Origin of the sequence: Mediterranea sp. An20, from assembly GCF_002160055.1 — a bacterium.
GTDB classification, from domain to species: Bacteria; Bacteroidota; Bacteroidia; order Bacteroidales; family Bacteroidaceae; genus Bacteroides; species Bacteroides avicola.
On the sequence record NZ_NFJV01000002.1, the window covers coordinates 150,031 to 170,554 of the forward strand.

General features: G+C 50.6%; 16 protein-coding genes. 8 read left to right on the forward strand and 8 right to left on the reverse strand.

The genetic code is table 11. The features are described from left to right. Positions 1 to 114 precede the first annotated feature (114 nt). The gene (gene recQ, locus B5F34_RS02020) at positions 115 to 2,298 is read left to right on the forward strand and encodes a DNA helicase RecQ (protein WP_087334533.1); all 2,184 of its coding nucleotides are present in this window, start codon (positions 115 to 117) and stop codon (positions 2,296 to 2,298) included. Positions 2,299 to 2,650: 352 nt separating this feature from the next. Here recQ and mutL read toward each other — a convergent pair whose 3' ends face one another. From mutL to B5F34_RS17255, 8 genes are all read right to left on the reverse strand, one after another. Then, a complete protein-coding gene (gene mutL / locus B5F34_RS02030; protein WP_087334684.1) occupies positions 2,651 to 4,504 on the reverse strand; it encodes a DNA mismatch repair endonuclease MutL in 1,854 nt (617 codons plus the stop codon). A gap of 52 nt (positions 4,505 to 4,556) precedes the next feature. Then, positions 4,557 to 4,856 carry a hypothetical protein gene (locus B5F34_RS02035; protein WP_087334537.1) on the reverse strand — a complete coding sequence of 100 codons (300 nt, stop codon included), beginning with the start codon at positions 4,854 to 4,856 and terminating at the stop codon, positions 4,557 to 4,559. An 8-nt stretch (positions 4,857 to 4,864) separates the two neighbouring features. Beyond that, a complete protein-coding gene (locus B5F34_RS02040; RefSeq protein WP_087334539.1) occupies positions 4,865 to 6,544 on the reverse strand; it encodes an OstA-like protein in 1,680 nt (559 codons plus the stop codon). 138 nt (positions 6,545 to 6,682) lie between these two features. Next, the gene (locus tag B5F34_RS02045; RefSeq protein WP_087334541.1) at positions 6,683 to 8,047 is read right to left on the reverse strand and encodes a peptidylprolyl isomerase; all 1,365 of its coding nucleotides are present in this window, start codon (positions 8,045 to 8,047) and stop codon (positions 6,683 to 6,685) included. Positions 8,048 to 8,073: 26 nt separating this feature from the next. After that, complete coding sequence (locus B5F34_RS02050; protein ID WP_087334543.1) at positions 8,074 to 8,931, reverse strand: hypothetical protein; 858 nt, start codon at positions 8,929 to 8,931, stop codon at positions 8,074 to 8,076. Positions 8,932 to 8,977: 46 nt separating this feature from the next. Continuing rightward, positions 8,978 to 10,390 (reverse strand): peptidylprolyl isomerase, encoded by a 1,413-nt coding sequence (locus B5F34_RS02055; protein ID WP_087334545.1) that lies wholly within the window; start codon positions 10,388 to 10,390, stop codon positions 8,978 to 8,980. Positions 10,391 to 10,481: 91 nt separating this feature from the next. Continuing rightward, positions 10,482 to 11,957: an IMP dehydrogenase gene (gene guaB / locus B5F34_RS02060; protein ID WP_087334547.1), complete on the reverse strand. Its 1,476-nt coding sequence runs from the start codon at positions 11,955 to 11,957 to the stop codon at positions 10,482 to 10,484. A 169-nt stretch (positions 11,958 to 12,126) separates the two neighbouring features. Then, positions 12,127 to 12,441 (reverse strand): hypothetical protein, encoded by a 315-nt coding sequence (locus B5F34_RS17255; RefSeq protein ID WP_140392933.1) that lies wholly within the window; start codon positions 12,439 to 12,441, stop codon positions 12,127 to 12,129. 11 nt (positions 12,442 to 12,452) lie between these two features. Here B5F34_RS17255 and purB point away from each other — a divergent pair, with 11 nt between their 5' ends. From purB to tsf, 7 genes are all read left to right on the forward strand, one after another. Then, entirely contained in the window at positions 12,453 to 13,799 is a 1,347-nt protein-coding gene (gene purB, locus B5F34_RS02070) for an adenylosuccinate lyase (protein ID WP_087334551.1), read from the forward strand. Between the two features lie 237 nt (positions 13,800 to 14,036). Then, complete coding sequence (locus B5F34_RS02075; protein ID WP_087334553.1) at positions 14,037 to 15,521, forward strand: pseudouridine synthase; 1,485 nt, start codon at positions 14,037 to 14,039, stop codon at positions 15,519 to 15,521. Positions 15,522 to 15,546: 25 nt separating this feature from the next. Next, positions 15,547 to 16,950, forward strand: coding sequence for an asparagine--tRNA ligase (gene asnS, locus B5F34_RS02080; RefSeq protein WP_087334555.1), 1,404 nt, complete (start codon positions 15,547 to 15,549; stop codon positions 16,948 to 16,950). Positions 16,951 to 17,297: 347 nt separating this feature from the next. Then, positions 17,298 to 17,759, forward strand: a complete 462-nt coding sequence (gene rplM, locus B5F34_RS02090) for a 50S ribosomal protein L13 (RefSeq protein ID WP_087334559.1) — start codon at positions 17,298 to 17,300, stop codon at positions 17,757 to 17,759. 6 nt (positions 17,760 to 17,765) lie between these two features. Continuing rightward, a complete protein-coding gene (gene rpsI / locus B5F34_RS02095) occupies positions 17,766 to 18,152 on the forward strand; it encodes a 30S ribosomal protein S9 (RefSeq protein ID WP_087334561.1) in 387 nt (128 codons plus the stop codon). Between the two features lie 203 nt (positions 18,153 to 18,355). Further along, entirely contained in the window at positions 18,356 to 19,195 is an 840-nt protein-coding gene (rpsB, locus tag B5F34_RS02100) for a 30S ribosomal protein S2 (protein WP_087334563.1), read from the forward strand. A 143-nt stretch (positions 19,196 to 19,338) separates the two neighbouring features. After that, on the forward strand, positions 19,339 to 20,331 hold the full coding sequence (tsf, locus tag B5F34_RS02105) for a translation elongation factor Ts (RefSeq protein WP_087334565.1): 993 nt from the start codon (positions 19,339 to 19,341) through the stop codon (positions 20,329 to 20,331). Positions 20,332 to 20,524: the final 193 nt, after the last annotated feature.

The window sequence follows — 20,524 nt, forward strand, 5'->3', positions numbered from 1 at the left end:
ATATTCGGCTATTTTTTTTTGAATATTGAGAAGTTGTTTATAACTTTGTTAGGCTCTGACAATTCCTTGTCGGCGAGCCGCGTTATTAATTAATCCTATAAACAACCTTAGAATATGACAGGGAAGAATATAAACTTGACAGACCAGCTGAAGAAATACTTCGGGTTTGATACGTTTAAAGGAAATCAACAGGCAATAATCGAGAATCTGTTGGCGGGCAATGATACTTTTGTATTGATGCCTACCGGCGGTGGAAAGTCTCTATGTTACCAGTTGCCTTCATTGTTGATGGAGGGGACGGCCATTGTCATTTCACCGTTGATTGCCTTGATGAAAAATCAGGTCGATGCCATGCGCAACTACAGCGAAGAAGACGGTATTGCGCATTTTATTAATTCTTCTCTTAATAAGAGTGCTATCGAGCAAGTGAAGTCCGATATCGTGAACGGCAAGACCAAACTGCTCTATGTAGCTCCCGAATCATTGACAAAGGAGGAGAACGTAGAGTTTCTCCGGACAGTGAAAATCTCTTTTTATGCCGTAGACGAAGCGCATTGTATCTCGGAGTGGGGACATGATTTCCGCCCGGAATACAGACGCATCCGACCTATTATCAACGAAATAGGGAAAGCTCCGCTGATAGCTCTTACTGCTACTGCTACTCCTAAGGTACAGCACGATATCCAGAAGAACTTGGGCATGGTTGATGCCAAGGTATTCAAGTCGTCATTCAACCGTCCCAATCTTTATTACGAAGTACGTGCCAAGACTAATAACGTAGACAAGGATATCATTAAGTTTATCAAGGCTAACTCGGAAAAGTCTGGCATCATTTATTGTCTCAGCCGTAAGAAGGTAGAAGAACTGGCAGAAATATTGCAGGCCAATGGTATCAATGCCCGTCCGTATCATGCGGGTATGGATTCGGCTACCCGCACCCAGAACCAGGATGATTTCTTGATGGAGCGTATTGATGTGATAGTAGCTACCATTGCTTTCGGTATGGGGATAGACAAGCCGGATGTGCGTTTTGTCATCCACTATGATATGCCCAAAAGTCTGGAAGGCTATTATCAGGAAACAGGTCGTGCCGGGAGAGACGGGGGCGAAGGGCTGTGCATTACATTCTATTCGAATAAAGACCTGCAGAAACTGGAGAAGTTCATGCAAGGAAAACCTGTGGCAGAGCAGGAAATAGGAAAGCAGCTTCTGCTGGAAACTGCTGCTTATGCCGAATCTTCTGTGTGTCGCCGTAAGACGCTCCTGCATTACTTCGGTGAGGAATATACAGAAGATAATTGTGGAAATTGTGACAATTGTTTAAATCCCAAGAAACAAGTGGAAGCTCAAGACTTATTGTGTACCGTTATTGAGGTTATACTCGCGGTAAAAGAAAATTTCAAAGCTGATTATATTATAGATGTCATACAAGGGCGGGAAACCACCGAGGTATTGGCTCATCGTCATGAAGATTTGGAAGTCTTTGGTTCGGGCATGGGCGAAGAAGACCGTACGTGGAATTCTGTTATCCGTCAGGCTCTTATAGCGGGTTACCTGAGTAAGGAAGTAGAAAACTATGGCTTGCTCAAGGTGACGGAAGCAGGACGAAAGTTCCTGAAATCGCCTAAGTCTTTCAAAATAACCGAAGACATTGATTTTGAAGAAGTGGAAGAGGAAGCACCGATGAGAGGAAGTGGAGCCTGTGCGGTTGACCCGGCACTTTTCTCGATGCTGAAAGACTTGCGCAAGAAGTTGTCCAAGCAACTGGAAGTGCCGCCTTATGTCATCTTCCAAGATCCTTCGCTTGAGGCGATGGCTACCATTTATCCCATTACTTTGGAGGAATTGCAGAATATTCCGGGCGTGGGTGCCGGCAAGGCCAAACGCTATGGTGAAGAATTCTGTAAACTGATTAAGCGGCATTGTGAGGAGAACGAGATTGAACGTCCCGAAGACCTTCGTGTGCGTACAGTGGCTAACAAGTCGAAGCTGAAGGTTTCCATCATCCAGGCTATTGACCGAAAAGTTGCGTTAGACGATATAGCCATGTCCAAAGGCATCGAGTTCGACGAACTGCTGGATGAAATCGAGGCCATTGTCTACTCCGGAACAAAGCTGAATATCGACTATTTCCTGGAAGACATTATGGACGAGGACCACATGCTTGACATCTATGATTATTTCAAAGAATCGACTACGGATGACATAGAGGAAGCGCTGGAAGAACTGGGCGAGGACTTTACGGAAGAGGAGGTGCGTCTGGTGCGCATCAAGTTTATCTCGGATATGGCGAATTAAAACAGCTTTCAGTAGCGGGGCTTCAGGCCTGATGCAGCCTGCTGCTTTGAGGCCCGGAGCCTGGTCAACCGGTCAGGACAAGAGGCTCTTATTGGTAGAGCCTGATTTCAAAAAGCCATACTTGGACGCGTGTTCAAGTATGGCTTTTTTGATGGGGGAAGGGGAAAGGGGGAAGCTCCCTATACCGCATGTCCGAACGTCTGGGCGGCTGGTTGTGGACATAAGCTCTGGGAAGCATACTTCTTGTATATAAGGAGCGGGCTTCCAGGCTATAAGCAGCAGGGACGTTATATGTTAGAACGTAGGGTGCTGGTCGTCAGTAGGATATGAATAGGCGCGAGTTTGGGTTCCGTCAGGCAAAACGCCGCTCTATATCTTCTTCCTTCACGGTGATGAGTACAGTTTTGCCATCCGGTGTATATCCGGGGGTGGGGCAGGCAAAGAGACTGTCTACCAGATTGGCCATTTCCTCTTCGCTGAGCACCTGTCCGTAGACAATTGCGGCCGAGCGGGCTAAGGTGAGAGCAAGTATCGTTTGTACTTCTTCGCGCACATTGCCTCCTTTCTCCATAGCCGTATGCACCATGTTGCGTATCAGTTCCACCGGGCTGAGGCCTTCTATGCCGGCGGGGACACCGTTCACTGCATAGCTGCCGCCGCCCAATGGGGTCAGGTCGAATCCTACGGCCGTGAGGTCATCGGTCAGGCTTTCGAGTACGGTGGCTTCCGAAGGGGGCAATTCTACGACTTCCGGGAAGAGCACGCCTTGTGACACCCCGTTGCGGGTACGAATCTGCTCCATGTAGCGGTCGAAAAGCACCCGAACGTGAGCCCTGTGCTGGTCGATGAGCATCAGCCCCGATTTGACAGACGTCAGGATAAAGCGGCCTTTGAGCTGGAAGTGCTGGGCACCTTTTTCCACTACGGGTTCCTCTGTCGGCAGGGGCGGGATGACTTCTTCTTCGTCGGGAAGCAGGTCGTCGTCCGGTTCGTTCATTTTGCTGGCGCGCGATACCCCTGCATAGAGTGCTTCCCAATCGTTTGACGCGCGGCGCGCATAGCCAGGCTGGGAAGGTTCACTGTGGGTGGGGGCTGAGGCTTGGAACGGGTTAAAGTCTGTATTGTAGTGCACCTTGGGCGGGGCGGCAGTATCGGTCTGCTCGTAGGCGGGCATGTCCGGCATGTCTTCTGTGTCAAAGTCGATGGAAGGAATGGCGCTGAATTTGCCCAAAGATTCCTTGACGGCTGCGGATAGAATCTGCCAGATGGCCTGCTCGTTTTCAAATTTGATTTCTGTTTTGGTGGGGTGGATGTTAACATCGATGTTGGCAGGGTCTACATCGAAGTAGATAAAATAAGAAATCTGCTCGCCTGCGGGGATGAGTTGTTCATAGGCGTCCATGACGGCTTTGTGGAAGTAAGGATGCCGCATGTAGCGCCCGTTGACAAAGAAGTACTGGTGTGCTCCCTTTTTGCGGGCGGTTTCAGGTTTGGCGATGAATCCGGATATTTTCACCAGGCTGGTTTCTACTTCTACACTGAGCAACTGTTGGTTCATCTTTTTGCCAAACACCGACATGATGCGCTGGCGCAGGGGCATGACGGGCAGATTGAATACTTCGGTATCGTTGCTGTAAAGATAGAATGCCACCTCCGGGTGTACTAAGGCGATGCGTTCGAATTCGGCCAAGATGTTGCTCAGTTCGGTGCTGTTGGCTTTCAGAAACTTGCGCCGGGCCGGAACGTTGAAGAACAGGTTTTTTACCAGGAAATTGCTCCCTTGGGGGCAGGTCACGGTTTCCTGAAGCTCTACTTTCGAACCTGCCAGTACCAGGCGTGTTCCCAGCTCCTTGCCAGCCAGGCGTGTTTTCAGTTCTACTTCTGCCACGGCGGCGATGGAGGCCAGTGCTTCTCCCCGGAACCCCATGGTGTGCAGCGCAAAAAGGTCGGATGCCTGGCGGATTTTTGAAGTGGCATGTCTTTCAAACGATAAGCGGGCATCAGTTTCTGACATTCCTTTCCCGTCGTCGATGACTTGGATGCTGGTTTTTCCCGCATCGGTCACCAGTACGTGTACCTCGTGTGCTTCCGCATCGATGGCGTTTTCCACCAGTTCCTTGATGACGGACGCGGGCCGTTGTATGACCTCGCCGGCCGCAATCTGGTTGGCTACTGCATCGGGCAGCAAATGAATAATATCGCTCATAGTATGTAACTTTCCTTTCTGAATGTTCTTGTTATTGATTTGCACGTTTTGTTTACAGCTTTCCGTTTGCCAAGGCATACCATAGCCACGACAGCAGTCCTATGAAAAACAGCAGCACGGCTATGTGTGTGGGGTGCCGGCCTTTCTGTTTGGTCCGTCGGAGGTGGGTGGTGGCTTCTACAAACTTGCCGCGGATGTCTTCTGGGCGGGGAGGCGATGGCTTTGCCAGTCCTAATTCGCGGCGGATAGCCTCTTTCCTTTGTTCCAGTTGCTCGCGGCGTTCATCCACATAGATGTAGGTGTGGTGATAGTCGCGTGGCCTGCGCAGCCCCAGAAGTGCTCTGATGTCCATAGTGTCCGCTATTTTTTGGCCCGTTCTATGTGCATCTCACGGGGAGAGACAACCGGTCCGCGGTCGCTTTTCTTCAGCCGCTGGTCCGAGCGTTTGCCTCGCCAGTTGAAGATGTCTTCCTTGTTGAGCGGGCGCACATAGTCAAACCACACGAAGGAGGGCAGGCGTGACTTATCGGGTGGAATCTGGTCCATGGGATACATCGTGCCTGTGGCTTTGCCGATAAAAGAGCCTCGTTCCATCTTCCGGTCTTTCAGCAGCATGCGCAGGAAGCCCCCTTCGGTATAGTCCATTCCTATCATGGTAGAGTCTTTGTCGTCGATGGGATAATAAACCACCAGCACATTCCCGTTGACTTCCACCCTGCGCATTTCGCCGTGGTCGAAATAGGCCATCATCTCTTTGCCGGACACTTGGTTGTAGTGCACGCTGTCCATCTGTTCTATGGCTAAGGCCTGATTGATGATGTGTGCCCAGTCTATGGTGCTGTCGTTCATGTAGACTTTGATTTCTTCGCCCAGCAGTTGCTGGTTGCCGTTCCAGAGAATGGGGTCGCGATACATCGTCAGGCAGGAGTCGATTGTGCTGTACACCATAGAGTCGCATACGGCCTGTACGTCGGTGCGGTAGGCACGTACCTTATAGTAAGCGCGGGTTTCCCGGTAGACAGAATCCGTATTGAGGTTGAATGTAACCAGTCTTAAGGTATCAGCATGCATATAAAGACTGTCTCCCTGGCTGTAATCTATGGCTACGGCCCGGTCTGTGGCTATGGCACAATCGGTCAGCTCGTTGTAGAAGCAGTAGTTTCCGGTCAGCATGTTACGGTTGACGGTATCATTGAGCTGTACGTTGTCGAAGGCTTCTCCGTAACCCTTCTGGCGGTCGTAGTAGAGGCTGTCGCCTGTCAGTTTGCGCCCTTGGTTGGTCAGTACGGAGCGGTCGAGCAGTTCAGCCTGTTCGGTAGTGGTGTTGTAGAAGCCCCGTTCGGAGTAGATGTGGTTGTTGTCGTTCACGATGTCCGACGGTCCCAAGATGGTTGCAATCTTAGTCAAGGTGCTGTACTTTAGGGTGTCCGATGTAAGCACGAAGCGCGGGTTGACCAACTTTACGTCTTCGTTGAACACGGCCAGTTTAGTGGCAGGACTATATTCTCCCCACCAGGAAGTCAGTACATTTACAGAGTCGGCCAGCGTGCCCCCTTCGAAGTAATAGCCCAAGTTGAGTATGCGGTCATAGTTGAGGCTGTCGGTTGTCAGCTCCGTGTCCCGGTTAATCATGCGCACATGTTCGCGCAGCATAGCCAGTTGCGACATGCCGTCGTAGTAAAGGTAGTCTCCATAAATGAATAGAGTATCTCCTTGTTCCATCCGTACATTGCCGAAAGCCTCTACCGAGTTTATTTTTTCAAAGATGAGTGCGCTGTCACACCACATATACATGCTGTCATGCTTTAGCTGTACGTTGCCCAAAAGAACCTGCACGTCCGGTCGGAATTCTTTATCGGCCACAGTCGAGTCTGCGTAAAGCAGGTCTACTCGGGTCTTTTTCTTTTCTTGCGGTTGCCCGGATTGGGGATGCTGCGGTTCCTGCGCTCCCATCCAGGCAAAGCCAAACAGGCACAGAATCCCCACTGTGAGGAATCTGTGCCTGAGAGACCATTTACTTCTCGTTTTATTCTTCTGCATAAGCGTTTTCCTGATTAAGAAAGAGTTGTTCAGACCGTTCCGCTGCTATACTGCCCTTGGTTGAGAAAGCCGTTTTAGCTTTCTTTCGTAAAAGGTCAGTTGGCGATGACTGTCTGCGGCTCTTTTAATCTCTACTTTTTACTCCTTAATCCATCCGGGGTATTTGAAGTTGCAGTTATGGCGCCAGCTTTCCTTGATGCGGACATAGGTCGTTTTTTGTTTTTCGCGTATCCATTTATCCAGCACTTCGGCCTGACGTTTCTCCAGCACGATGTTTTTCAGCCGTTGGTAGTCTTCGGCAATGGTCGCTTTATGTCCATTGGTACGGCTTTTCAGTTTGACGATAACGCATACCTCCTTACCGGTACTCTGCGGAATCATGGTGAATGCTTTGGATATTTCGCCTACCTCCATCTTGTCTACTACCTTGGCTATCTCTGGCGGTAAGTCCTGCATTTCAAAGCGCGAGGTGTTGTTGCGGGGGTTAGGAAGTAAGCCGTGGTTCTTGCGTGTATCCTTGTCGTCAGACAGAACAGAAGCGGCTTCTTCGAACTTGAACTTTTCGTTGCGGATGTCGTCGGCTATAGAGTCGAGACGGGCCATGCCTGCCACCAAAGCCGAGTCGGGTACGTGGGGTTTCAGCAGAATGTGGCGTACACGGATGCGGTCACCACGTTTTTCTATCAGCTGGATGATGTGGAAACCCATTTCCGACTCTACGATTTTGGAGATTTTGTCGGGAGATTGAAGATTGAATGCTACATTGGCAAAAGCAGGGTCTAACTGACCTCGTCCGTAAAAAGGCAGTTCACCGCCGCTTATAGCCGAGGCCCGGTCTTCGGAATACATTCTGGCCAAGGTGGAAAAGCTGGTTTCGCCTTTGTTGATACGGTCGGTAAATTCGCGCAGGCGGGTCTTAACGGCTTCTATCTCCTCAATGGGCACCTTAGGTTGCTGTGTAATGATTTGCACTTCTACTTGAGTGGGCACGTAAGGAATGCTGTCAGGTGGAAGATCCTGGAAGTAGCGGCGTACCTCAGCAGGAGTTATTTTGATATTTTCGACCAGTTTCCTTTGCATTTCCTGCACCCTGAGTCCATCACGTATATTCTCGCGCAAGGTTTCGCGGATTTCGCTGGAAGTCTTGTTGAAATACTCTTCCATCTTTTCGCGCGAACCGATGTTGGCAATGTACTGGTTTGTTTGGAAATCCACTTCTTGTATGACCTGGCTTTCGGGTACTTCAATACTGTCCAGTTCGGCCTGGTGGAGAAAGAGTTTTTGTACGGCGATTTCTTCGGGGAGGACGCAATAAGCGTCAGCTTCGAACCGCCGTCCCTGATAAAGGGCGCTCAGGCGAGCTTCTTCAACTTCGGATTTCATGATGGCTTCGTCGCCTACGATCCAGACCACTTCGTCCACTACGTTGTCTTGTGCCCGGACGGTTGTGCCCAAACAGAGCAGCAAGACGAATAAAAGAGTTGTCTTCAGGTTCCTATTCATTTCCTATATCCTTCTTTATCTTACTTTTATTGGTAATACTTCACTTCATCGTTTTCTATTGCTTCCCGGTATAAATCTTCGTCGGCCTGTTTCAGAAAAGCCGCCTGTCGTTCGTTGAGCAGCAGTTCGCGGGCACGGACACGAGCTATTTCATAAGGTTCTTCTTCGCCTGCCGCGCGATAGTCGGTGATATGCAGGAAGTAGTGAAAAGCAGTGTCCTGCAGTTCAATGTGTCTGTTACCCTGCAGTCTGTTTTCGGCTGCTATCCCTTCTTGCCGGGGCATCCAGGCGAACACTTCAGAAACCGGCCGCCATTTGTCGTAGAAATACTCATACTTCACGGCATTGCGCAGGCTGTATTTCTCCAGATGTTCCACAGCTTCGTGACTGTCTGATTTGTACCATCTGCGTACTTCAGAGAGTTGGGGAGCTTTGAGCGGTACTTTGATGAACAGCCCTTTGACAAGGGGACTCTCTACTCTGAACAATCCGGCATGGCTATGGTAGTAAGCTTCCACTTCCTCTTCGCCGACATTGTCGGCAAGTTTCTGGTGAATAAGTGCCTGGCGGTAGGTATGCAGAATCAGCGTGCGGCGATAGTTCTCTACCTGTCGTTCGATAGCGGCATTGTCGGGTATGTTCTCCTTGGCCTTCTCGTAGAGCAGAGTTTCTTCTATCCAACGGCGCACGTAACGGTCGGCAAACAATAGACTGTCGTCTGTCGTCAAGCCTGCAGGAAGAGCAGCCTGCAGGTCTTCCCGATAAAGGAAACGCCCCTTTGTCTCTACCAACGGGGTTTTGCCCTGATGGTCGGGTGTATGGCTGCATGCTGCACAGAGGCACAGACTTAGACTCAGACATAGTCCTATTCCGGTTATTCGCATCGGCACTTGCATTTCTTCTTACTTACAAGCCACGAAGATACGGCTTTCATCGCTTGTTTCTGTGATAATTAACGGTTTTTAAAACCTCTTGGTTTATTTCAACCTTATTGGCGTTGCGCAGGGCAGACAACCAACGTGATTCGCTGGCAATCTGCCAGTCGCTCACCACAGTCTGCTCCACTTCCCGGTAGTTTTCCGGTCCTTTCAGTTTGCGTCCCAACAGCACCACATGCTCATATCCGGGTCTTTCGGGAGCCTTGCCCTGCTTGAAGATATGCTCGTCTACCCAGGCATCTTGTCCGGGTGCAAATGTTCCTTGGTGTGCCAGCACCAGGGTGTCTTCTTTGTTGAGCAGCAGTCGGATAGCATCGAGCCAGTCTTGTGCCGGCAAGTGTTTCAGCATCTTGCGGGCACGTTTGGCCACCCGGCGTGACGAGCAGAGCAATACGATGCCCCGATAGCGGGGCATATCCCAGTCGTACCGGTCGTGGTGTCGGCCAAAATAATGCTGCAGGGTGGTTGAGTCGGGGTGTGCCGGTATCTCGCGCTTAGTGGCAGCCAATGCCAGCAGCGAGTCGGCGTATGCCTGTACGGCCAGACGGAAATCAGCCTCCCGGTATTCCAGCCGGGAGCATTCGGTAGCCAATACTTCGCGCACTTGCTTGTCGGTCAGTGCAGTCTGGCGCGTAGCACTCAGGAGGGAAGCCTGCTTGCGGGCAGCTTCCTCCAAACATTCCGGGCAGGCCTGCAACAGCGAGTCGCGCATCGCCTCGAAAGGTGGAACGGCCTGTTGTTGGAGCAGTTTGACAATATGCAGTCCGCGCGGAGTAAAGAACGGGCGCGAAAAGGTGCCGGGTTTCATAGCCCATACGCTGTCTTCGAACTCCGCAGTTTCGTCCAGGCGCAACAGCCATCGTACAGCCTTATCGTCGGAATAACGCTCCACGAAGCTGTCGAAAGAATCGGGACCAGCCTGGCAGAGAGCCTTATAAATAGAGTCCATTCGGGCAGTTGCTTCCCGTAAGGATTCTCCCGTTGCGTTTTGCGGCAGGCGGCAGAATATTTGCCTTACCTGTACGCGCGGTCCCCGTGCTGCCAGTCGGCTGTAGCGTCGGTGCAAGGCACGGTCCAAGGTAGCAGAATCGGTCAGGTAAGTCAGAGACAGTCGGGCGCGATAGGTTTCCAGTCTATGGCGGAAGTCTGGCAGTGTATCTAAGCCTGCCCGGCGGGCTGCCTGCACTTTCAGTTGGAAGTCTGCATACGACCTAGCCAACTCTTTGAGCGGGACCGGGTCGGCGGTAGATGTCCGGAGAGTACGGCGGCAAGCGTATTCAAACTCAGAGAGCGGCACTTCATGTCCTCCGATACGCATCAGTACCGGGTCATCTTTGGCAGACAGTGCGAGCATGGGGCATAGACAAGCCAGCAGGCCCAAAAGATGTCTTATTATGTTTCGCATCGGGCTATTATGAAACGAATAGCCGTGCCGGAGGGGACAAACCGGCTTTCCCCTCCCGGCACGGCCGTGGTTATTCAGGAAAAATCATGTCTTATTCCGGGCGGCTGTAGTTGGGAGCCTCGCTGGTGATAGCCACATCGTGCGGATGGCTTTCGCGCACACCGGCATTGGTGATACGTGTGAATTTGGCATCGTGCAGTTTCTCGATATTGGCAGCTCCGCAATATCCCATGCCCGAGCGCAAACCACCCACCAGTTGGAAGATAACCTCGTAGAGGGTGCCTTTGTAGGGCACGCGTGCCGTGATGCCTTCGGGAACCAACTTCTTTACATCGGTGGTGCCGCTCTGGAAGTAGCGGTCCTTTGAGCCGTTCTCCATCGCTTCCAGCGAACCCATGCCACGGTAAGACTTGAACTTACGTCCGTTGAAGATGATGGTATCGCCCGGCGATTCTTCGGTGCCAGCCACCAGCGAACCAATCATCACGCTGTATCCGCCTGCGGCCAGTGCCTTTACCACATCGCCCGAATAGCGCAATCCGCCGTCGGCAATCAGGGGTACACCCGTGCCTTCCAGCGCTTTGGCCACGTCATACACGGCTGTCAGCTGGGGCACGCCCACACCGGCAATGACACGTGTGGTGCAGATGGAGCCCGGACCGATACCTACCTTTACGGCATCCGCTCCGGCTTCTACCAGTGCCAGGGCAGCTGCGCCGGTAGCCACGTTGCCCACTACGATATCCACCTGTGGGAAGGCCTGCTTGGCTTCTTTCAGCTTTTCGATGACGAACTTGGAATGTCCGTGGGCGGTATCAATCACGATGGCGTCGGCACCGGCCTCCACCAAGGCCCGCATACGCTCCAGCGTGTCGTTGGTGACACCTACGCCGGCAGCTACGCGCAGACGGCCCTTGCTGTCTTTGCAGGCCATGGGCTTGTCTTTGGCTTTCGTGATGTCTTTATAAGTAATAAGGCCTACCAGTCGGTTGTCTTTGTCGACCACGGGCAGCTTTTCTATCTTATGCTCCTGCAGAATGTGTGCGGCAGCCTCCAGGTCGGTTGTCTGGTTGGTCGTAACGATATTGTCCTTGGTCATCACCTCGTCGATGTGCTTGTTCAGGTCGCGCTCGAAACGCAGATCACGGTTGGTTACGATGCCCACCAGGTGGCGTTCGTCATCCACCACGGGAATGCCGCCAATCTTATATTCCGCCATCAGTGCCAGAGCGTCGGACACCGTAGACCCCCGCTTGATGGTGACGGGGTCGTAAATCATACCGTTTTCGGCACGTTTCACGATGGCCACCTGGCGGGCCTGCTCCTCAATGGACATGTTTTTGTGGATAACGCCGATGCCGCCTTCGCGGGCAATGGCGATGGCCATTTTGGCTTCAGTGACGGTATCCATGGCAGCCGTTACGAAAGGAATTTTCAACTCAATGTTGCGTGAGAACTTGGTTGTCAGGTCGACAGTCTTGGGAAGGACTTCGGAATAAGCGGGTATCAGCAGTACGTCGTCGTATGTGAGCCCGTCCATAACTACTTTATCTGCAATAAATGACATAGAATATGTACTTTAGGAATTTATTGCGTGCAAATATACGGCTTTTTTGAAACTTATCCATACAAAATCCGATAAAAAGCTTCGCTGCTCTCAGATTTTTCCTGAAACACTGCTGCCGGTAGCCGGCACGAAGACCCGGACACGGGCTGTCCCGGTCAGCCTGACCTTTTTATTTCTCTGTTTCGGAGGCAGAACAGGCCTGCTGCATTCCGGCCGGTCGCAGCCGTTGCTTTCTGCAACAGATTCCTACGCGCTTGGCAGCGGCGTTCCAAAGTCTTGGCAACGGCTTTCTAAGTGCTTGGCAGCGGAATGCGGCTGCTGTTTGCGGTAATGTGTTGTTTAACAGGAAGATGGTGATTGAAGAGGCAGACGGGTTTCTGCCGGTTTTTAGAAATAGAATCATTTCGTTCATAATTTTTAAAAGCAAACTTCTTCTGTAGGTCGGAAAAAAAACGTATTTTTGCGCCTTGATAATTATCATCATAAATACGACGTATGGAATTGGATGTATTAACCGCAATTTCTCCGATTGACGGTCGATATAGGGGGAAGACGGATGTCTTGGCCGCCTATTTTTCTGAATTTGCCCTGATGAGATACCGGGTGCGCGTGGAGGTGGAATATTTCATCGCGCTGTGTGAATTGCCCCTGCCCCAACTGACGACAGTGGACCGGGGTGTGTTTGAAACCCTGAGAAACATATACCGCAACTTCTCGGAAGCCGATGCAGCCCGCATCAAAGAGATAGAGGGTGTCACTAACCATGACGTGAAAGCCGTAGAGTATTTCCTGAAAGAACAGTTTGACAAGATAGGAGGAATGGAACCTTACAAGGAGTTTATCCATTTCGGTCTGACATCGCAGGACATAAACAACACTTCAGTGCCCCTTTCTCTCAAGGAAGCCTTGGAGGAAGTGTACTACCCGCAGTTGGAAGAACTGATAGCCCAGTTGGATACCTATGCTACCGAGTGGGCCGATATTCCGATGCTGGCCAAGACCCACGGACAGCCCGCTTCGCCTACCCGTCTGGGCAAGGAAATCTATGTGTTCTCTTACCGCCTGAAACGCCAGCTCGCTACGCTGAAGGCTTGCCCCGTTACCGCTAAGTTTGGAGGCGCCACGGGCAACTACAACGCACATCACGTGGCTTATCCGGCGTATGACTGGAAGGCATTCGGCAACAAGTTTGTGGCTGAAAAACTGGGCCTGGAGCGCGAGGAGTATACCACCCAGATTTCCAATTATGACAACCTGGCAGCCGTGTTCGATGCTCTGAAGCGTATCAATACCATTATGATAGACATGAACCGCGACTTCTGGCAGTATATCTCGATGGAATACTTCAAGCAGAAAATCAAGGCCGGCGAGGTGGGGTCGAGTGCCATGCCGCATAAGGTGAATCCCATCGACTTTGAAAACGCCGAGGGCAATCTGGGAGTGGCCAATGCCTTGCTGGAACATCTGTCTGCAAAGCTTCCCGTGTCGCGCCTGCAGCGAGACCTGACCGACTCGACGGTGCTGCGTAACGTGGGCGTGCCTTTGGGGCACATCATGATTGCCATCCAGAGCTCGCTGAAGGGACTGCGCAAGCTGTTGCTGAATGAACAGGCTATCTACAGCGATTTGGATAATTGCTGGAGCGTGGTGGCCGAAGCTGTCCAGACTATTCTGAGACGGGAGGGGTACCCGCATCCCTACGAGGCGCTGAAGGCGTTGACGCGCACCAACCAACATATCACGGAGGCTTCCATCAGAGATTTTATCGGAGGCCTGCAGGTGAGCGAGGAGGTGAAAAACGAATTGCGCGCCATCACACCGCACAATTATACGGGAATTTGAATCTTAACATGATTTTGAAGATAGACATATCAGCCTGGAGCGGAAAAGGGGGCTGTCGGGAACTGTTTCCCGGAATCCCCCTCTGCTCTTCGAACGGGACGGACTGGGACTTTTCAGGAAGTGACGTGACAGGGGCATAAGGCTCGGGATGACAGAAATAAACTTAAGCTTTAATTTTTCAAATTACAATTCTACAGGGCCGTGAGGCCGATGGTTTAATTTTATCTGAATAAGACAATGACTACAGACAACGAAACTTGGCGCGATGCTTCTTCTGCAGCAGAGAACTCGGGCGCCGAACGTGAGGAAAATCAGTCGAATAACGAAAATGGTTCTGCGCGTGCATCTTACAACCGGGACGGCGGCTCGCGTCCGTACCGTCCGCGTTTTATCAATGAAAATGGCGGACGCCCGCAGAGAGCTTACAGCAGTGACCGTTCTTATCGTCCGCGTTTTAATCCGAATGCCGATAATGGTGGCGACCGCCCGCAGCGGGTTTATACCAATGACCGTTCTTACAACAACGAGCGTTCTTACAACAATGACCGCTCTTACAACAGCGACCGTTCCTTCAACAGCGATCGCCCTTACCGTCCGCGCTTCAATCCCAATAGCGAAAACGGGAATGAGCGTCCGCAACGTCCGTATCGTCCGCAACAGCGTCCTTACGGCAATGAACAGCGCTCTTACCGTCCGCGTTTTAATCCGAATGCCGATAATGGTGGCGACCGCCCGCAGCGTTCGTATAACAGCGATCGGCCGGCGTATGGTAATGCAGACCGCTCTTTGCGTCCGCGTTATAACAGTTATAATAATGACAGCTATGGCGAGCATCCGCAGCGTTCTTACGGCAACAACCAGGGGCGTCCGCGTTTCAATGCGAACAATGGTGGCCGGCCGTCTTATGGGAATGCGCCCCGCCGCCGTCCTGCCGGTTACGACCCCAATGCCAAATATAATAAGAAGAAACAGATAGAGTATAAGGAGCAGTTTGTTGACCCCAACGAACCCATTCGTCTGAACAAATTCCTGGCCAATGCCGGTGTATGCTCGCGCCGTGAAGCCGATGAGTTCATCACGGCAGGCGTGGTATCGGTGAATGGACAGGTAATCACGGAGTTGGGCACGAAAATCAAACGGGGAGACGAGGTGAAATTCCACGACCAACTCGTCAGCATCGAGCGTAAGATTTATATCTTGCTCAACAAACCGAAGGACACGGTGACTACCTCGGATGACCCGCAGGCCCGCCGCACGGTGATGGACTTGGTGAAGGGAGCTTGCCCGGAACGTATCTATCCTGTGGGACGCCTGGACCGCAATACTACCGGTGTATTGCTCCTGACCAACGATGGCGACTTGGCATCCAAGCTGACACATCCCAAGTATCTGAAGAAGAAGATTTATCACGTGCGTCTGGATAAGAACCTGACGAAAGGTGATATGGAGAAGATTGCCGCCGGCATTGAATTGGACGATGGCGAAATCCGCGCCGATGCCATCAGCTATACGGATGAGGCCAAGAAGAATGATGTCGGCATCGAAATCCACTCGGGCAAGAACCGCATCGTGCGACGCATTTTCGAATCGCTGGGCTATAAGGTGGTGAAGCTGGACCGCGTGTATTTTGCCGGACTGACCAAGAAAGGCTTGCGCCGGGGCGAATGGCGTTTCCTCACAGAACAGGAGGTGAACTTCCTGCGCATGGGGTCGTTTGAATGACATATATAAATATGTATAGACAACAATGGAAAAGATAAACAGAACAAAAATAGGCGATCTCCTGAAGCGCGATGACTTTGGGACGATGGTCAATGTAAAGGGCTGGGTACGTACCCGTCGCGGTAGCAAGCAAGTTGGCTTTATTGCCTTGAACGACGGCTCTACCATCAATAATGTGCAGATTGTGGTGGATGTGGCAAATTTTGACGAAGCCTTGCTGAAAGACATCACTACGGGCGCTTGTCTGAGCGTGAACGGTGTGCTGACCGAATCGGTCGGATCCGGACAGAAGGTGGAGGTTCAGGCCCGCGAGATTGAACTGTTGGGTGCCTGCGACAATACTTATCCGTTGCAGAAGAAAGGACATTCCATGGAATTTCTGCGTGAAGTGGCTCACCTGCGCCCCCGCACCAATACGTTTGGAGCCGTATTCCGCATCCGCCACAATATGGCTATTGCTATCCATAAGTTCTTCCACGAGAAAGGGTTCTTCTATTTCCATACGCCCATCATCACGGCCTCGGACTGTGAAGGCGCTGGACAGATGTTTCAGGTGACAACGATGAACCTTTATGACTTGAAGAAAGACGAAAACGGTTCCATAATCTATGACGATGACTTCTTTGGCAAGCAGGCCAGCCTGACTGTGTCGGGCCAGCTGGAAGGCGAATTGGCTGCCACGGCTTTGGGGGCCATCTATACCTTTGGACCGACATTCCGCGCCGAGAATTCCAATACACCGCGCCACTTGGCAGAATTCTGGATGGTCGAGCCGGAAGTCGCTTTTGCCGACTTGCACGAGTTGATGGATTTGGAAGAGGAATTCATTAAGTATTGTGTGCGCTGGGCTTTGGATAACTGCCAGGACGACCTGCAATTCCTCAATAAGATGGTAGACAAGGGGCTGATTGAACGCTTGCAGGGCGTGGTGGATACGGAATTCGTGCGCTTGCCCTATACCGAAGGCATCAAGATTCTGGAGGAAGCCGTGGCTAATGGCCGTAAGTTTGAATTCCCCGTTTACTGGGGTTGCGACCTTGCCAGTGAGCATGAGCGTTATCTGGTGGAAGAACATTTCCGCAAGCCGGTCATCATGATAGACTATCCGAAGGAAATCAAGGCTTTCTATATGAAGCAAAACGAAGACGGCAAGACCGTGCAGGGTACCGATGTGCTGTTCCCGCAGATTGGCGAAATCATTGGCGGCAGTGTCCGTGAGGAAAGTTACGACAAGTTGATGGCACGCATCCAGGAATTGCATATTCCTATGAAAGATATGTGGTGGTATCTGGATACACGCAAGTATGGCACTTGTCCGCATGCCGGATTTGGTCTGGGTTTTGAGCGCTTGCTGTTGTTCGTGACTGGCATGGCCAACATACGCGATGTGATTCCTTTCCCGCGCACACCGCGCAATGCCGATTTCTAAAACCGGGGCTTGAAACAGCTCCGTTGAGTGTGGATGTCACAGATGCTGTCTGTCTTTCTTGGGTGGGCAGGATTTGTGGCATTCTCTCTTTTGTTTTGTTTGTCTGTCGGCTTCGTAGGATAACAAACCTTTTTCTCCTTGTGTATCAGCTTGGTGTGCAACAGGCTGTGCTGCTCAAAAAAAAACGTAAAACGTTTGTTGTTTGTAAGAAAATCAGTACCTTTGCAAGCCGATTATTATCATATAAGTATAAGCGATTAATTCATAGTAAGTTAACGGGAATTGTCCAACCCCGTTGCTTGCGGTGATATTTTTTAGTAGTAACAATTTAAAAAAACATTTCAAGAGTGGATACTTTAAGTTACAAGACCATTTCTGCCAACAAGGCTACGGTGACGAAAGAATGGGTCATCGTAGATGCCACGGACCAGGTATTGGGTCGTCTGGCTGCTAAAGTTGCGAAACTGTTGAGAGGAAAGTACAAACCGAACTTTACTCCTCACGTAGATTGCGGCGATAACGTTATCATTATCAATGCCGACAAAGTGAAAATGACTGGAAATAAGTGGACGGACAAAGTCTACCTGTCTTATACGGGTTATCCCGGTGGTCAGCGTGAAATGACTCCTGCCCGCTTGATGGCAAAACCCAACGGCGAAGACAAACTGCTGAGAAAAGTAGTGAAAGGTATGCTGCCGAAGAATAAGTTGGGTGCTAAATTGCTGGGTAATATGTATGTGTATGCCGGCAGTGAGCACAAACATCAGGCTCAAAATCCTAAAATGATTGATATTAACGCACTTAATTGATAGATAATGGAAGTAGTAAATGCATTAGGTAGACGTAAAAGCGCCATTGCGCGTGTTTATGTCAGCGAAGGTACCGGCAAGATTACGATAAACAAGAGAGACTTGACAGAATACTTTCCCTCCAGCATCCTCCAGTATGTAGTGAAGCAGCCGCTGAACAAATTGGGCGTTGCCGAGAAATATGACATTAAAGTCAACCTCTGCGGGGGAGGCTTTACCGGACAGTCACAGGCTTTGCGTTTGGCTATTGCCCGCGCATTGGTAAAAATCAATCCGGAGGACAAGCCCGCTTTGCGTGCCGAAGGATTCATGACGCGTGACCCGCGTGCTGTTGAACGTAAGAAACCGGGTCGTCCCAAAGCACGTCGCAGATTCCAGTTCAGTAAACGTTAATCAGTTACTTAAGTTAACACGTGGACAGGTTAGCAAGTTAACAAGATTCTCCTTGTTGACAAGTCAACTGATAACTGCGTCAACTGAACAGCGTTTAGTATCTAAACTACTGGGACTCTTTTCCCCAGCGGAAAGGCTACCCGGCAGTTGGTTTAGAAGAAAAACAAAAAAGAAAGTAAACGAATTAAAAGAAACAAAAGACTATGTCAAGAACAAATTTTGATACTCTGTTGGAAGCAGGTTGCCACTTCGGTCACTTGAAGAGAAAATGGAATCCTGCAATGGCTCCTTACATCTTCATGGAGCGCAACGGTATACATATCATCGACCTCAATAAGACGGTTGCCAAAATTGACGAAGCTGCTGAAGCTTTGAAGCAAATCGCTAAATCAGGAAAGAAAGTCCTGTTTGTTGCTACTAAGAAACAAGCCAAGCAAGTGGTGGCTGACAAGGCTGCCTCTGTAAATATGCCTTATGTAATCGAGCGCTGGCCGGGCGGTATGTTGACCAACTTCCCCACAATCCGCAAGGCTGTGAAGAAAATGGCAACCATCGACAAACTGATGAACGATGGTACATATTCTAACCTCTCTAAGCGTGAAATCCTGCAGATTTCCCGTCAGCGTGCCAAGTTGGACAAGAACCTCGGTTCTATTGCTGACCTGACTCGTCTGCCGTCTGCGCTGTTTGTAGTGGACGTGATGAAGGAGAACATTGCTGTTCGCGAGGCTAATCGTTTGGGTATTCCCGTATTCGGTATTGTGGATACAAACTCTGATCCGTCGAATGTAGATTTTGTGATTCCCGCCAACGATGATGCCACGAAATCTGTTGAGGTGATTCTTGATGCTTGCTGCGCTGCTATGCAGGAAGGTCTGGAAGAACGTAAGGCAGAAAAAGTGGATATGGAAGCTGCCGGTGAGGCTGTCGCTGCCAACAAAGGCCGCAAGCGTGTTTCTAAGGCCCGCTTAGACAAGTCGGATGAGGACGCAATCAATGCTCAAAAAGCTGCTGCTTTCATCAAAGAAGACGAAGAAGCTTAAATATAACTGAAAGTAGTTAGTAGTCAGTAGTCAGTAGCCTGGTAGGAGGGGGACTCATGTCGCCGTAATCTCTACTTACTACTCGTCTTACATGCTGCTAACTACTTTTATTTTTTTAATAACCCTTTTAAAAGAAGACGAATATGGCTGTAACAATGGCTGATATAACCAAGCTCCGCAAAATGACGGGTGCTGGTATGATGGACTGTAAGAACGCCCTGACTCAAGCAGAAGGCGATTTCGACCAAGCAATTAAAATTATCCGTGAGAAGGGACAGGCCGTGGCTGCTAAGCGTTCGGACCGTGAAGCTTCCGAAGGTTGTGTGCTGGCGAAGGCTGTAGATGGTTTCGGCGCAATGATTGCCTTGAAGTGCGAAACTGACTTTGTGGCTCAGAACGCTGATTTCGTAAAACTTGCTCAGGATATTCTGGATGCTGCCGTGGCCAACAAGTGTAAGACGCTGGACGAAGTGAAGGCGCTCAAACTGGGCGATATGACGGTGGCTGAAGCTGTAACCGACCGTAGCGGCATCACGGGCGAAAAGATGGAACTGGACGGCTACCAGACTGTAGAAGGTCCCGCTATCTCTGTATATAATCACCAGAACAAGAACTTCCTTTGCACAATGGTACTGCTGAACAAGGCTGTTGACGATAAGATTGGTCATGAGGTTGCCATGCAGGTAGCTGCCATGAACCCGATTGCTGTGAACGAAGCCGGTGTGCCCGAGGATGTGAAGAACAATGAACTCCAGGTGGCAGTTGAAAAGACGAAGGCCGAGCAGATTCAGAAGGCTGTGGAGGCTGCTCTGAAGAAAGCCGGTTTCAACCTCTACATCGCTGAAAACGAAGAGCATCTGAATGAAGGCATTATGAAAGGCAACATCACTGAAGCACAGGCTCAGGAGATTCGCGACCTGAAAGAGAAGGTTGCTGCCGAGAAGGCTGCCAACCTGCCTGCCCAGATGATTGAGAACATCGCCAAGGGACGTATGGCTAAATTCTACAAGGAGAACTGCCTGTTGAACCAGGAATACATCCAGGATGCCAAGATGACGATTGCCGACTATCTGAAGGCGCAAGATAAGGAACTGACTGTGCTCGATTTCAAGCGTTACACACTGCGTGCTGAGTAAACAGCGCAGACAGTCTGTCTATCTGAGAATATAGAAAGGTGAGGGTACATCGGAATCTCGGTGTGCCCTTTTTCTTTTTGAAGGAAGAAGATGACTGTGTCGGGCGAAAGGCCTGTAAGCGCTGAAAGGTTCTGTGTTCCTTTCTTAGAAAATGTATAAGTAATCAATTAGAGTCTGTTTAAATTTTGCTCAG

Bases quoted from the DNA above. Each gene is read 5' to 3' on its own strand.
- recQ (WP_087334533.1), top strand. From the start codon at position 115: ATGACAGGGAAGAATATAAACTTGACAGACCAGCTGAAGAAATACTTC.
- mutL (WP_087334684.1), bottom strand. From the start codon at position 4,504: ATGAGCGATATTATTCATTTGCTGCCCGATGCAGTAGCCAACCAGATT.
- B5F34_RS02035 (WP_087334537.1), bottom strand. From the start codon at position 4,856: ATGGACATCAGAGCACTTCTGGGGCTGCGCAGGCCACGCGACTATCAC.
- B5F34_RS02040 (WP_087334539.1), bottom strand. From the start codon at position 6,544: ATGCAGAAGAATAAAACGAGAAGTAAATGGTCTCTCAGGCACAGATTC.
- B5F34_RS02045 (WP_087334541.1), bottom strand. From the start codon at position 8,047: ATGAATAGGAACCTGAAGACAACTCTTTTATTCGTCTTGCTGCTCTGT.
- B5F34_RS02050 (WP_087334543.1), bottom strand. From the start codon at position 8,931: ATGCGAATAACCGGAATAGGACTATGTCTGAGTCTAAGTCTGTGCCTC.
- B5F34_RS02055 (WP_087334545.1), bottom strand. From the start codon at position 10,390: ATGCGAAACATAATAAGACATCTTTTGGGCCTGCTGGCTTGTCTATGC.
- guaB (WP_087334547.1), bottom strand. From the start codon at position 11,957: ATGTCATTTATTGCAGATAAAGTAGTTATGGACGGGCTCACATACGAC.
- B5F34_RS17255 (WP_140392933.1), bottom strand. From the start codon at position 12,441: ATGATGATAATTATCAAGGCGCAAAAATACGTTTTTTTTCCGACCTAC.
- purB (WP_087334551.1), top strand. From the start codon at position 12,453: ATGGAATTGGATGTATTAACCGCAATTTCTCCGATTGACGGTCGATAT.
- B5F34_RS02075 (WP_087334553.1), top strand. From the start codon at position 14,037: ATGACTACAGACAACGAAACTTGGCGCGATGCTTCTTCTGCAGCAGAG.
- asnS (WP_087334555.1), top strand. From the start codon at position 15,547: ATGGAAAAGATAAACAGAACAAAAATAGGCGATCTCCTGAAGCGCGAT.
- rpsI (WP_087334561.1), top strand. From the start codon at position 17,766: ATGGAAGTAGTAAATGCATTAGGTAGACGTAAAAGCGCCATTGCGCGT.
- rpsB (WP_087334563.1), top strand. From the start codon at position 18,356: ATGTCAAGAACAAATTTTGATACTCTGTTGGAAGCAGGTTGCCACTTC.
- tsf (WP_087334565.1), top strand. From the start codon at position 19,339: ATGGCTGTAACAATGGCTGATATAACCAAGCTCCGCAAAATGACGGGT.